Source organism: Moorena sp. SIO4G3 (assembly GCF_010692305.1).
GTDB lineage: Bacteria > Cyanobacteriota > Cyanobacteriia > Cyanobacteriales > Coleofasciculaceae > Moorena > Moorena producens_A.
Genome location: NZ_JAAHIG010000007.1, coordinates 67,266 through 80,960 on the forward strand (window position 1 = coordinate 67,266; position 13,695 = coordinate 80,960).

At 45.0% G+C, this 13,695-nt stretch carries 10 protein-coding genes and 1 tRNA gene; 7 read left to right on the forward strand and 4 right to left on the reverse strand.

What is annotated here, in order from left to right; genetic code table 11:
• Window positions 1–557 precede the first annotated feature (557 nt).
• The gene (psbD, locus tag F6J99_RS02340; RefSeq protein WP_008183309.1) at window positions 558–1,616 is read right to left on the reverse strand and encodes a photosystem II D2 protein (photosystem q(a) protein); all 1,059 of its coding nucleotides are present in this window, start codon (window positions 1,614–1,616) and stop codon (window positions 558–560) included.
• Window positions 1,617–1,865: 249 nt separating this feature from the next.
• Here psbD and F6J99_RS02345 point away from each other — a divergent pair, with 249 nt between their 5' ends.
• The 4 genes from F6J99_RS02345 (at window position 1,866) to F6J99_RS02360 (ending at window position 3,780) form a co-directional block, all read left to right on the forward strand.
• A complete protein-coding gene (locus F6J99_RS02345) occupies window positions 1,866–2,132 on the forward strand; it encodes a hypothetical protein (RefSeq protein WP_008177880.1) in 267 nt (88 codons plus the stop codon).
• A gap of 24 nt (window positions 2,133–2,156) precedes the next feature.
• On the forward strand, window positions 2,157–2,825 hold the full coding sequence (locus tag F6J99_RS02350) for an energy-coupling factor ABC transporter ATP-binding protein (protein WP_293111551.1): 669 nt from the start codon (window positions 2,157–2,159) through the stop codon (window positions 2,823–2,825).
• A gap of 252 nt (window positions 2,826–3,077) precedes the next feature.
• Entirely contained in the window at window positions 3,078–3,626 is a 549-nt protein-coding gene (locus F6J99_RS02355; protein WP_293111552.1) for an NYN domain-containing protein, read from the forward strand.
• Window positions 3,627–3,707: 81 nt separating this feature from the next.
• Window positions 3,708–3,780 (forward strand) — tRNA-Glu (locus F6J99_RS02360).
• Window positions 3,781–3,849: 69 nt separating this feature from the next.
• Here F6J99_RS02360 and F6J99_RS02365 read toward each other — a convergent pair.
• The 3 genes from F6J99_RS02365 to F6J99_RS02375 form a co-directional block, all read right to left on the reverse strand.
• Window positions 3,850–5,529: an AarF/ABC1/UbiB kinase family protein gene (locus tag F6J99_RS02365; RefSeq protein WP_293111553.1), complete on the reverse strand. Its 1,680-nt coding sequence runs from the start codon at window positions 5,527–5,529 to the stop codon at window positions 3,850–3,852.
• A gap of 138 nt (window positions 5,530–5,667) precedes the next feature.
• Entirely contained in the window at window positions 5,668–7,734 is a 2,067-nt protein-coding gene (locus F6J99_RS02370; protein WP_293111554.1) for a GAF domain-containing sensor histidine kinase, read from the reverse strand.
• Between the two features lie 742 nt (window positions 7,735–8,476).
• Complete coding sequence (locus F6J99_RS02375) at window positions 8,477–9,415, reverse strand: hypothetical protein (protein WP_293111555.1); 939 nt, start codon at window positions 9,413–9,415, stop codon at window positions 8,477–8,479.
• A 672-nt stretch (window positions 9,416–10,087) separates the two neighbouring features.
• Here F6J99_RS02375 and F6J99_RS02380 point away from each other — a divergent pair.
• From F6J99_RS02380 to F6J99_RS02390, 3 genes are all read left to right on the forward strand, one after another.
• On the forward strand, window positions 10,088–10,426 hold the full coding sequence (locus F6J99_RS02380) for an NAD(P)H-quinone oxidoreductase subunit M (RefSeq protein ID WP_070391392.1): 339 nt from the start codon (window positions 10,088–10,090) through the stop codon (window positions 10,424–10,426).
• Between the two features lie 272 nt (window positions 10,427–10,698).
• The gene (locus F6J99_RS02385) at window positions 10,699–10,875 is read left to right on the forward strand and encodes a DUF6737 family protein (RefSeq protein ID WP_365972461.1); all 177 of its coding nucleotides are present in this window, start codon (window positions 10,699–10,701) and stop codon (window positions 10,873–10,875) included.
• A 245-nt stretch (window positions 10,876–11,120) separates the two neighbouring features.
• Window positions 11,121–13,586 (forward strand): protein phosphatase 2C domain-containing protein, encoded by a 2,466-nt coding sequence (locus tag F6J99_RS02390; protein ID WP_293111556.1) that lies wholly within the window; start codon window positions 11,121–11,123, stop codon window positions 13,584–13,586.
• Window positions 13,587–13,695: the final 109 nt, after the last annotated feature.

Consider the following 13,695-nt stretch of genomic DNA (forward strand, 5'->3'; position numbering starts at 1 on the left):
AACCAGATGACCCATGATTTTACTACTATCTTCCATGGGCATCACCTCCTTTAATCCCTAAGCGGTTTTTTGTACCTTTCCAGGATCATTACCTTTTCTTAGAATAACAGAGTATCCCTCAAATGGCAACCGATACTTTTTAGCTACCAAAGTCTACCAATATCAACTTTAGCCCGCCAATGCAAGCTGATTTATCAGCCAGGGGGTATCTCCGCGCTTCACGGATAAATATTCCTCGTGGGCCATTAAAGTTCTAGAACCAGATCCAATGTCACTACAAAACCCTTGGTTTTCGGGAAATTTATTTAATTGACACAAGGTCGTGGCACTAAAGTCATAGTTAAAGTATAGCAAATTACTTGAGGCAATGGCCAAGCTTTGTGATAATTTTGCCTACTGTCCACTAACCTCTGCAAACTAGCATGATGATAAATTCGCCTGTCTATTGCTCACAACATTCCAGTTTTTTGTTTCTAGAACTGCTCAAAGCCCCACCTTCTGGCGGGGCTTTGAGCAAATCCAAGCGCTAATTTTAATTCGGGATCAGCCTTGGAGTCTTACAGAGCGTTACCGCGAGGTAGTACTTCCTCAGGAAACTCAAAGTTTTGGTGAGGTTGGTCTGCTGGAGCCATCCAAGCCCGCAAACCCTCGTTCAGCAAAATGTTCTTAGTGTAGAAGGTTTCAAATTCTGGATCTTCTGCTGCCCGGATTTCCTGGGACACGAAGTCATAGGCTCGCAGGTTCAATGCTAAACCTACAATTCCTACTGCACTCATCCACAAGCCAGTTACTGGCACAAACAACATGAAGAAGTGTAACCAGCGCTTGTTAGAGAAAGCAATTCCGAAGATTTGAGACCAGAAGCGGTTGGCGGTGACCATGGAGTAGGTCTCTTCCGCTTGGGTCGGGTTGAACGCCCGGAAGGTGTTGGCTTTGTCCCCATCCTGGAACAGGGTATTTTCCACCGTTGCCCCATGAATGGCACACAGCAGAGCACCACCGAGTACCCCAGCTACCCCCATCATGTGGAAGGGATTCAGTGTCCAGTTGTGGAAGCCTTGCAGGAACAGGATGAAACGGAAGATACCCGCTACTCCGAAGCTAGGAGCAAAGAACCAGCTCGACTGTCCCAAAGGGTACATCAGGAACACGCTGACAAATACTGCAATCGGCGCACTGAATGCGATCGCGTTGTAGGGTCTGATGCCTACTAGACGAGCAATTTCAAATTGCCGCAGCATGAACCCAATTAGACCAAACGCTCCATGGAATGCCACAAAGCTCCACAACCCTCCTAGTTGGAACCAGCGAGTCAAGTCTCCTTGGGCTTCTGGACCCCACAACAGCAGCAGGGAGTGTCCCAGGCTGTTGGGAGGAGAGGATACTGCTACGGTCAGGAAGTTGCAGCCTTCTAGGTAGGAAGATGCTAAGCCGTGGGTGTACCAAGAGGTAACGAAGGTGGTACCAGTCAACCAGCCGCCCAAAGCCATGTAGGCACAGGGGAACAATAGAATGCCGGACCAGCCGACGAATACAAAGCGATCGCGCTTGAGCCAGTCATCGAGGATGTCAAACCATCCTCTGGTGCTGGGGGCGCGTCCTACTGCTACTGTCATAGCAAGGATCTCCAGATATATATAAGTACGGTAAGGCGACTTACTTTCTTTATTAAAGGCAGTCTAAGTAAAGAAAAGTAAACTTCGTCTAATATAACTATCATAATATGTCATAATTCTTAATTTTGCTACCCCTTAAAAAAAAATTAGGTAGTAACTGCACCCAAGATACTGCTCTTACGGTGCTTTGGGCTGGGGTCTAAGATAAGAAGAAGTACATTTATAGAACGCGCTACGGCTTGATACTCCATGTTCACCATTGACTTGATTCTAAGAAATACACCCATGCCACTGTCTGTCCAACGTAAGTCAGAAGAAGAGGCGCAAGCAACCTACCAGGAAATTTTGACAGCCATGCGCTCTGGGCATCCTCAGTTGTTAGAACTCAGCTGCGACCACCAGCCAGAGAAGAAAATTGGCGTTCTCAGTGATCAGATCAGTGCAGCAATGATTTCTCAAAAATCTGGAGCCACAGGCTCAGGACGTACTCCCGGCTTCTTTGCCATGGCTGAATAAATTCATCGAACAGCAAGATATATAATGACTCAACCAGCAATTCAAGTAAGAGAGGTTGGCTTCAACTGGCCTAAAGGGGGGACAGTTTTGCAATCTTGCTCCCTGGAAGTCCCTAAGGGAGAATTTTGGATGCTCTTGGGAACCAATGGCAGTGGTAAATCAACCTTACTTAGATTACTGGCTGGTTTATTGTCCCCCCAATCCGGTGAAATTTACCTGGCCGGTTCAGCAGGTTTTGTTTTCCAGAATCCTGATCATCAGCTAGTTATGCCTAGCGTAGGTGCTGATGTAGCCTTTGGACTGGTAGCCGAAAAGCTCGACCTAGCTCAAGTTCAAGCCCGGGTAAAAGAGGCTCTAGCTGCGGTGAATTTACTAGAGCTAGAGCGACGCCCGATCTATGCCCTCAGCGGTGGTCAGAAGCAGCGAATTGCGATCGCTGGTGCGATCGCAAGACAGTGCGAGATTTTATTGTTAGATGAACCCACTGCCCTACTGGATCCAGATACCCAGATGGATTTAGTGTCACAAGTACGAAATTTAGTCAAAAGTCGAGGATTGACAGCCATTTGGGTTACCCACCGTTTGGATGAGCTAGATTATTGCGATGGAGCATTTTTGTTAGACCAGGGTCGGGTGATTGATCAAGGTGAACCGGAACGCCTGAAGCAAAGACTGGTAAGTCCTAATCGCTGATTCTCGGGAAGTTTCCGGAAAGTAGTAGGGTTTGTAATCGGCGTAGTGTTAACTAATAATTGTTAATTATTACACTTAAAATGTGTTAATACAACATGAGATGTTTTAATAGCTAAAGGCTGAGTGTCATTTTTGCTCAATCCTTTTGCCTTTTTCTCAAGTGCAATTTACACTAGTATAAAGAAATGTTAAATTTATTGTGGGCGATATGAGCAGTCCATAGGGACTGTAAATAGTATAATCCCATGGAAAATGTCTTGTTCTTCACCGCTGGCTATTTTACTAGTTGATGGCTATAACGTCATTGGCTCTTGGTCTTTCCTGAAAAATACCCGTGATCGTGATGGTCTCCTGAGTTCTCGCCAAGAGTTAATTGAGACCCTAGCCAATTACAGTGCCTTTGTCGGTTATGACACTGAGATTGTCTTTGATGCTCACTCACTCAATACCCCTAACAGTCGTGAGGTGATAACTAATCACTTATCGGTTTACTACACAGATTTCGGGGAGACAGCAGACACTTATATCGAAAAATTTTGTGCCTCCTATAGAAACAAGCTTGTTCAACCAACTAAACGTCTGATCGTCGCTACCTCAGATCGGGCACAGCAATTGACAGTTGTGGGGTATGGTGCTCAGTGCATATCTTCCCAGCAGTTGCTCAGCGATGTTGAATGCACAGCTCGTCGAACCCGCCGCAAATATCGACCACAGAAATCCTCTCGTGGTCGTTTTTTAGTCAATTCCTTGGATGCCAAGGCTCAGCAGCGCCTAGAACAGTTGCGAAATAGTATCAAGTAAGGGGACTGGAAAAAAATTTCCTGATCAAACACTTGACACAAACCAAAATATCCACTATTATTATAAAAGTGAAATCAATAAGCCCCCATCGTCTAGAGGCCTAGGACACCTCCCTTTCACGGAGGCGACAGGGATTCGAATTCCCTTGGGGGTATCTAAACAAGCAAAAAATACAACAGAAAAAATTCAACAGCTTAAGGTAGGCGATTTCAGATAAGATTGCCTACCTTTGAGCTAATCTATCCAGTCTTTCTCTAATGGCTAAGTTAATCAGAGAACGCAGCAAAATCAAAAACCAGAATCCGGAAAAGGCAAAGGCGGCTATCGCCCATCCACTATGAGGACCTGACAGGAAAATAGTACCAGCTACCAGAGTAAATCCAGTTAAACTAGCATAAATTAGGCTTTTTAGAGCAAGGGTGATCTGCTTGAGAGTGCGATCGCTTTCTACAGAACGCACGCGCAATTGTAACTCTCCCAGCTCGAGCCGCTCTTCTAAGCGTCGAATTGCTAGTTCGGTAGCGCTAGCCTTACGTAAGTTATATTTCACAAAATCCCTAGCTTGTTTAGCTAGTTCCCCCACTATATTCCCCCGCCCTTGAAAAACAGCCAGGCTTTTAACAAAAGGCTCAGTAGCAGCTAACAAATTATACTGGGGATCTAGGCCACGAGCGATCCCATCAAGAGTTGTTAGTGACTTTAAAATAAATGTCAGTTGTGCTGGTAGGCGAAAAGGTTGCTGCTCAAACATTAAGTAAAGTTCGCTACTGATTTCCTCAAAAGCTTGTAATTCTATGGGCTTTTCGGTAAATTTTTCCAGTAGAAAAGCAACTAATCGCTTGACTGGCTTAAGATCTGACATGGGTTCAATTAACCCCATGTAAGTTAAACTATTAACGACCTGATCAGTGTCCTTACGGAGTACAGCAAAAAAAGTCTGGAGCATTTGGTCTTTAGTCATGGACTTGACCTCCAGCATTGTGCCAAAGTCATAGAAAATCAGACTGCCCTCTGCAGAGACTGCCATATTTCCAGGATGAGGGTCAGACTGAAAAAAGCCATCTTGTAATAACTGCTTGAGGTAGCAACAAATTCCCAGCTGAATAATTTCTTTAGGATTTATGCCGAGGGATTCTAGGGTCTGACGGTCATCAATTTTAATTCCCGGCATATACTCCATAGTCAAAACTTTTTTAGTTGTATATCGCCAGTAGACTTTCGGGACACTAATGCGAGGATAATTGCTGAAATTTTGACGAAAACTCTCAGCATTCTTCCCTTCATGGATGTAGTCAATTTCTTGATAGAGCAGGTTAAAAAACTCATGGGTTATGGAATCCAAATCATATTTTCTGGTTCCCGGAACAAATCGATTGGCAAAACGAATCAATCGATGGATAATCTCAAAATCTAGGTTAAATAGCTTTTCTAAGCCAGGACGCTGAACCTTAACGACTACATCCTCGCCGGTGTGCAATCGGGCTTTATGAACTTGTCCCAAACTGGCAGCGGCTATAGGAAAATGCTCAAAATCCCGATACAAACCATGAATATCTTCACCCAGTTCTGATTCAATTAGACTTATAGCATCGGTTACACTAAATTCTGGGATCCGATCTTGTAATTGCGCCAAGGCATTCACATATTCTAAGCTAAGTAAATCAGGGCGTGTGGATAGTGCTTGCCCAATCTTGATGAACGTTGGACCTAAGTCTAAGAGCTTTCTAACTAACCACTGGGCTCGACGATTTCTTTGCTTGGGGGAATTATTAGCCGATACCTTGTCCCACCATAAATAAACCATAAACTGCGCTGCCGCAGTAAAAATATCGATCTGGCGAGCCAGGGGGGAATAGTTAGGTTGTTGCCAACGTGGTGGCTTGGGCGCATCAGTTGTGAGCATACTCAGCTATTCATAGTTACTCCGATCCAATCCGGGAGTATAAATCAGATCATATCCGCTTTAATACCTATTCTTCCCAGTTAGTCTTCCGAGCTATTAGTCATTAGTTTTGCCTTCTTACTTACTAATGACTAAGTTTTACATAAAAGATTGAACCTGGGGCAGAGTAATTGTGAAAGATACCCGAGACGTACGAGGAGTGTCAGACGGGCCAGTGGAGACATCTACTGTGCCATTGAGATGCTGCACTAAGCATTTTACTAGCGCTAGACCCAAACCAGTACCCTGAACTGCCTTTTGGGTCATCCCCTGACCGCGATGGAATTTATCAAAAATATGTCTGAGGTCTTCTGGAGAAATCCCCTGACCAATATTGCTCAAACTCATCACAATCTGCTTAACCGATTGCTGGATTTGCTCAGTTACCTCGATCACCACTGTAGTATTTGGGTGAGAATACTTACCAGCATTGGTTAAAAGTTCCAGCAAGATACGGTTAAGGCTCTCAGCGTCGGTGTTGATAAAGAGCGATTTTAGTGAACTATTGATTGTTAAGGTTAAGCCTTTCTCCGCCCATCTGTACTCAAAGGATTTAGCCAAGTGCTTAATCATCGGCATCAGGTCAATTTTTTGCAGCTGCAATTGGGACTGGTCAGATTCCAGCTGCTGTAGACTCAACAGGTCGTTAATTAGCTCAATTTCTTGATTACACTGTTGCTCAAGGATTTCTAGATATTTGGCACGACGCTCAAGATCAAGTTTGGGTTGACGTAACATCCGAATCGCTAGACTCATTGCAGTCAAAGGTGTCCGCAATTCATGATTCATGCTACTGAGAAATTCGTCTTTGAGCCGATTTAATTCCTTTAACTGACCCATTTGCTGGCGAGTTCTTTCGTATAACTCTGCCTGAACTTTCAGACTATGTTGTAACTGAGCCGTGCGTTCTTCAACAAGGGATTGTACTTGCTGGAGAGTCTGATTTTGGATAATAGTGCTACTAACTTGTCTACTGACCCACTTGACCAAGTTGATTTCATTCTCTAGCCAAGGGCGAGGTTGACTATTTTGCAAGACCAAGAACCCCAAAACCTTAACGGATAGCAAACCATGATTATCTGCCCCAACCAGAGGACAGATCAGTAACCCTGGCAATAGGAGCTGATCTAGGAGTGAGATGCTCTGGTGGTCAGATTTACCAATCGGGTGATCTGGTCTATGGGTAATGACTATCGGTTCAGGGGCTTGCTTGAGAGCCTGTTGGTACCAAGAACACTCAGAAACTGGGAAGGATTTATTTAACAGTGCGTCTCCTGTTGAAAATAGATCAGTAGTCGAGGTTTCCTGTAACCATTCACAAACCACTGTCAGATCATGTTTTGGTGAATGCTGTCCTGGTAGAGAGCAACACAGGGGATTCGTTTCATCTAACAGTAGCAGTAGTGCCCGTGACACCTGAAGTGCTTCAGCAACAGCTGTGGTAGCTATCTGGAAAATCTCCAGGAGATTGAGAGAGCTATGCATCACTTGACTCAATTGGTTGAGCAGAGTTTGGTCTCGAGTAGCCGCCTTCACTTGGTGGGTTAGCTGAACTTGAGAAATTGCTACCGATACCCATTGGGAAACAACAATTAACTGTTCTTGCTCTGTCTTTGTCCATTGGTAAGGCTGGGCTTTTCCTAAAACAATTACCCCGTTGACTACAGACTGAAACTTTGTGGAGGTCTTCAGTATTGCCCTGGCAGATAGCACTTCTTCACCCAAATCTAAGTTAGACCAAGCATCGGATGTTTGCCAATCTGAAATTGCCAGTACTGGGCCACTGCCTAAGTCATCCTCTGTGGTTAAGAGTTCAAGCAGTTGCACTGGATTTTTATGGTATCGGTGTTCTGGGTCGAGGTGTTGATCAGCACGCCACCAGGCTAGTTGGGGTGTAGTGCTAGGGTTAGCCAGTGCCCCAATTAAACAGCTATCCACCTGAAAACTCTCTCCTATAGCCTTGGCGAGTATCGCCAACAGAGTTTGCGTGTCTGAGGTATTTAGTATCGTGTTAGCAATTTGTTGCCCGATCTGAGCTAACTCTGTCGGGTAAGGCATGAGTGAACCGTGATGCTCCTGGCTAAAGGTTGGTTCAAATGATGTACCTGAGAGACGGGACTTGATGGAATTTACTCTTGGGGCAAAAATCGCGCTTTCTGCATCCATTATGCTTGTTGCACAACTTGTGAATACTGGTCTTGACTAGAGCAACTGTTAAAACAGTAATCTCGCTAGGATTAGTGTTCCCGGCATCAGAGTGCTTTTGATCAAGAGATTGGAGTTTTTTACGACAACCGACCGACACACCCGTTCAATCATCACTCTGGTTAGGACTCGTGTCAAAATAACCATTACAGTTTTTTTTATAAAAGCTATATCTCACAATTTATTTCAGATAAAATTTGTACAACTTATTTTGACATGGCTCCTTAGAGGAGAAGCTGTGGGTCGGTGGCACAACTTCCATCATGTAATCGTCACAGTTGAGTTAAACTTTCCCCCGGTGCGCTTACAGTCGTCGAATTTAATTCCCGTGATTGTCGCGCCTCCAAGGCCGTGAGCAATCCCTCACGGCCTTGGGTCGCGCCTATCGGCTTTCGCCGACGCGGGGCGCGAACGGGCGCGCACCGCGATATCAAAATGGTTACTGCTCAAGATTCGTTTACCCAATTAATTGTGATCGGTAGATTGGGTGAGGGCTTTTTGGAGTTTCGACCTAAGCACAGAGCGTAAAAATCCCAATCAGTTGGGTAGACTACTAGTACCTGGAAACCCAGGAGAGAATTGAGAAACTCCAGATATCTCCCCTGGGATTGAAATCGATTCACTTTGAACACCTTAAACACCTTGAGCACCTTTTTATACCGTTTTTTAAACAAAACTGATTTAAAACTTCAATTCAACACCACTAGGAGCGCTTATTTCTAGCTTGTTTTTGAGCTTCCTCACTGTTTTTTCGATAAAGTATAACCCGATAACGAGCTATCTGGTAGCGTTGGTCATCAGGTTTTACCGTCTCCATTAGATTTGATGCCCGTTCCCACTTAGCTGCCACATCTAACCATTGAGCTGAGGTTTCGACACTTTCCCCTGCTGCGGCTGCTTCTTGAGCTAGGCGCATTGCCTCAGTAAAGGGGTCCCGAGTAAAGGGGGGGTCTGGATTACTAGAAGATCCCTCGGAAGAAGAATTGGCTGGGTCTTTTGCCCAATGGTCGGCTTGAGTTGGGTAATGGGATTCGATTTCCCTCCCAAACCAATCATTCAGTAACCAACCTACTAGGATCAGGAATAAACCCAAACCTAACCCAATCACAACACCTTGCCGCAATCGACCTTTTTTACGTAGTTGACCGTAAGAAGCTGGCGGTAAGACCAGTTGCTGAATCGGTAGTTTTTTTTGGCTCAGTTGACGGGAAAATCCTGGTGTTAGAGCCAGTTGCTGGCTTGGTAGGTTTTGCCGATTGTTGAAGGTTTGAGCCAGTTGCTTGAAGAAATTTGGCCTAGTAAGGGTGATGTCTTCGTACCACAACAGCTGATTGTCTGGGTCACGGCTAATTTCTTCTAACCAGAGTAATTGTTCCTCTCGCACGATGCGGCTGTTGATCCTGACACGACGAATGTTACGCGGTGAAATCTCTTCCAGAATTTCCTGGATTTGACTGACTAGAATCGATTGTTCCAGCTGTTCTGGTTTTGCTGCTTCACACAAAACTTGCAATACACCATCAGCCAGAATGGCTCTAGTTCTCACCCCAAAATCGGCTAATCGTTCATTCAGTGTTTGAATAATTGCCACCACGCTACCCTGGTGGGCTTGTCTAGCAATATCTTCCATGGTACCAGACATTTTTTTTAGCTATGACATTGGATTAGTGTGTTTGACTTTACTTAATATAGTTTTTCCCTTTAGAGTACCAGGATCTTCCATTAGTGCATGTATTGTTAATTTTTCTTCCCCCGTGGAGACCGCCGCTAAAACCCAGGTTGCTCTAGTAATTATCATAATCATGAGGTACATTTTTTGATTAACCCTACCAGTAACGGAAAACAATACTCGATTAACTATTATTAAAAACACTCCTGAATTCCGAAATAATTAGGTGCGCGTTCACGGTTAGCTTTGAAAAAGCGCGGGGTCGCACCGCTGCATACTCCGGAATAATTTGTACCTCACAAAAATGATAAAGACAGAGTTAAATCACATCGAGTAGGGCCAATGGCCCCCACAGTTCGAGTAAACAGCGGCTTCGGACTGCTGTCAAAGGTTGTAGGGAAACCTACTATGAAAGTAAGTGACTTTTTGGTAATGTCTGTAAAATCTCATGCACGTGGTTGTCAGACCATTATCTCCTTCAAAACTGACCGGTGCGCTTACAGTCGTCGAATTAAATTCCCGTGGCGGGGCGCGAACGGGCGCGCACCGCAAATCTTTGATGGGTTTGCCGGGAATTCACATGGTGACCATTGACTACTGCCTGAAAAGATGAAAAAATAAAGTCTGTGAGCAGGAGGTTTCTAGATGCTGTTAAAGTCCACCACTCGTCATATCCGAATCTATACAGCAGAGGTTAAAAACAACGAACTAGTCGGGAGTGATAACGTTTTAACCTTAGACATTGACCCCGATAACGAGTTCAATTGGAATGAAGATGCTATACAGCAGGTTTACCGGAAGTTTGATGAGTTGGTTGAATCCTACAGCGGATTTGATTTAACCGAATACAACCTGCGTCGTATCGGTTCTGACCTAGAACACCTTGTGCGATCGCTTTTGCAAAATGGACAAATTAGCTACAATACCGAAAGCAGAGTGATTAATTACAGTATGGGGTTGCCCCAAGTAGAACCTCATAATTAAGCAGTAGGAGATAGGCAGACAAGCTACTTTCAAACAAACCAAGTCACGACCGGATCAAATAACTAAAGCCCATGTCTGCCTTGATACCCAGCCACAATTTAGTCGGTTGGCTTGACCAAACCATGCTTTTATTGATCAATCCCGTGCTTAGTAAAAGGAAGTCAGACGTGGTAGTTTAGATGTGGTAGCTTAGAAGGTTAATCTTGTCTACAGAAAAAAAATTCAATCCCTGGAGTTATAAGCCTTGGTGGTGCCAACCCTGGTCAATACTATTGACCGGATCTGTCATCCTATTAAGTATATGGGTAGTTTTCAAAACCATCTGGATCACGCTACTCGCTGCTATGCCAATTATGCTTTGGTGGACGTACTTTTTGCTGATCTGGCCTGAGTTAATCAAGAGTAGTGTGATGAGTGAGGGGACGGCATCAATATTGCGCAATGATTAATACATAAAACGTAATCCTGACCTTCCCCATAGACCCGCTCGGTAACCATTGCTGCGAACGAATGTATCGCGCGCAACTCATTCATGATAGAAGTAAATCATTAACCAGCCCGTAAGTCAAGCGCTACAATCTTTAATCAATGGGCTGATTTTGGCACTTCCTTTGTGGGCACATAATTCCTTCAAAGAAAGCTGTGCTAATGTTAACCCGGTTCCATCAGGCTATCTTTAGCAGCAAAGAGTTTCATGGACAATCCGGCGGCAACGCTCCACTGCCCAAATCATCAATGTCAGGCTCCCAATCCCCAGACCAACAAGTTCTGCCAAAAATGTCGCACGCCGCTGCTCAGACGATACTTGTGGGCTATTGGGTCAGGCATAAAAGCCGCTCAACCGGGAGAACTTATTGCTAAGCGCTACCTCGTGATTCACTCTCGTGTTGTTTTAGATACTCAACCAGCGGTACCGCCAGAGACCCCACTAGAGATTCCTCAAACCATAACCCCATACTTGAGACTGGTTTCCTATGGATTACACCTGCCTCAAGTGTATGGTCTGCTAACACCGAAGCCAAGGCATAACAAAGAGATTTGGTTACTCGAAGGAGTACCAATTCAGGCAACAGGGAACATTAATAATCTAGGACTTCTGTCACCAGAACTGACCAGCGTCTGGAAAAATGCCTCACCAATACGCCAACTCAACTGGCTGCAGCAATGGGCTTCACTATGGCAACCTTTGAGCCGAGAAGGAGTAGGGTCTAGCTTACTGAAATCAAACCTGGTGCGGGTGGAAGGAGCCTTGCTAAGGTTATTGGAATTGGAGCGTGATCAAACGCCAGCACCAACCTTAAAACAGCTGGGTCAGCTGTGGTCACAACTGCTTCAGGGAGCTTCCCCTGTTATTAGTGAGTTTTACCAAAAACTTTGTTCCCAGCTTACAAAAGGACAGATACAGACATCAGAGCAGCTGTTAGCATTACTGGCGAAAGGGTTGTTTGAATGCCGGTCATGGCAATCGAGAACCTATAAGACTCTCACTCGTACCGATACCGGTCCGGGTCGTAGCCACAATGAAGACGCTTGCTACCCTCCTAATGGTAAGCTAATTAGCTCTTCAAGAGGGAAAGAAGCGATCGCAATGGTTTGCGATGGCATTGGTGGACAAGCAGGTGGTGAAATTGCCTCCCAACTGGCAATTGACACTCTGCGACAACAGCTCAAACAACTGCCAGCTAAACTGGAGGTGTGGAACCCAACCACTCTAAGCCTGGAATTGGAAAATGCTGTCTGTGCTGCCAATGACTCCATTAGCCAACGCAATGATCATGAGAACCGATTTGATCGGCAGCGTATGGGAACAACCTTGGTCATGGCTAGAACCCATGCCCATGAAATATACATTACCCATGTCGGGGATAGCAGAATCTATTGGGTGAGTCGCCATGGTTGTCACCAAGTTACTCTAGATGATGATTTAGCCTCTCGAGAAGTGCGGCTTGGATATACCCTTTACCGACATGCTCTACAACAACCAACATCTGGTGCCCTAGTGCAAGCTTTAGGGATGGGTTCATCAACCACACTACACCCCACTGTACAGCGCTTGGTGTTGGATGAAGATTGTGTGTTTCTGCTGTGTTCTGATGGTCTTAGTGACAATGACCGAGTCGAGCAGTACTGGGAAACAGAAATCCTGCCCATTCTCGACGGTCAAATTGATCTCAAGAAAGCAGCAGAACGAATCATTGAGCTTGCTAATACCAAAAACGGACACGACAATGTCACGGTGGGGTTGATTTACTGTCAAGTCACACCAAGCCAGCCTTCGATGCCCATCCAACTATCACCCCCACGGCTAGAATCCATTGGCAATCTCGAGACCAACAATACTCTAATGTTAAACGTTAAGAGTGATCAGCAACCCGCTTCTATTGATGAACAAAAAACAGCGTTGCTCACACTTAACATCATCGAAGATGGGGAAGCCTCTGGTGACCAAAATCCTAATTATTCAGCTTCAACCTCTCCTGAGAAGACTGGGAGACTGTTGTTGGGAATATTCGTGCTTTTGGTGTTAGGGGGGGTAGTCGTTTATCTGTTGAGTCCAGTGTTGAGTCTAAAGGCGAGTGGACAGATAAATCGCTTCCTGAGTGGGGTTTTTAGTCTTGGTAAGGGGCAAGAACTAACCGGTTCTAAAACCACCCCTACACAGAGTCCAGAAACTAAAGCTATCCCAGGACAAACTCCTGAGTCCGTGACCCTTGCTAAGCCAGCTGCCTTAATTAAAAACCAAGATATTATTAGAACAGTGGGTCAAACTGTACAACTTTTGGTTAACCCTGAAAAGCAATCAATCCTTGGGAGAGTTCCTGCTGGTAGCGTTTTGCAGGTTATTGCCAGAAAAAGGTATCCTCAGGAAGAGACTTGGTGGATTAAATTAAGAGTTTGCTCACCCGGAACCAACACAACTGATATTTCATCGGATCAAATGGCTAGCTCCCCCAAAGTTGGCTCATCCTCAGTACCGTTAAACTCTAAGCAGACTAAACCCTCTGCTACCTTGGTGTCACAGGGACAGGAAGGGTGGATAAGAGAAAAGGAGATTTTACCTATGATGGCTCGTGATTTTACACCAACCCCAACACAAGCCAGTCAATGTCAGAAAAATACCCCTCCGTCTAATTCCCCTAGACCTATTCAATCTCCGTAAGTCTTGAGCAAGTAGTCAAAAGCTTATCGCTTTTAAGTTAATGCTCACCAAAGCTTTCTGACTAACCACTCAACTGCTCAACTAAGAACTGAAAACTAATGATGTCCTA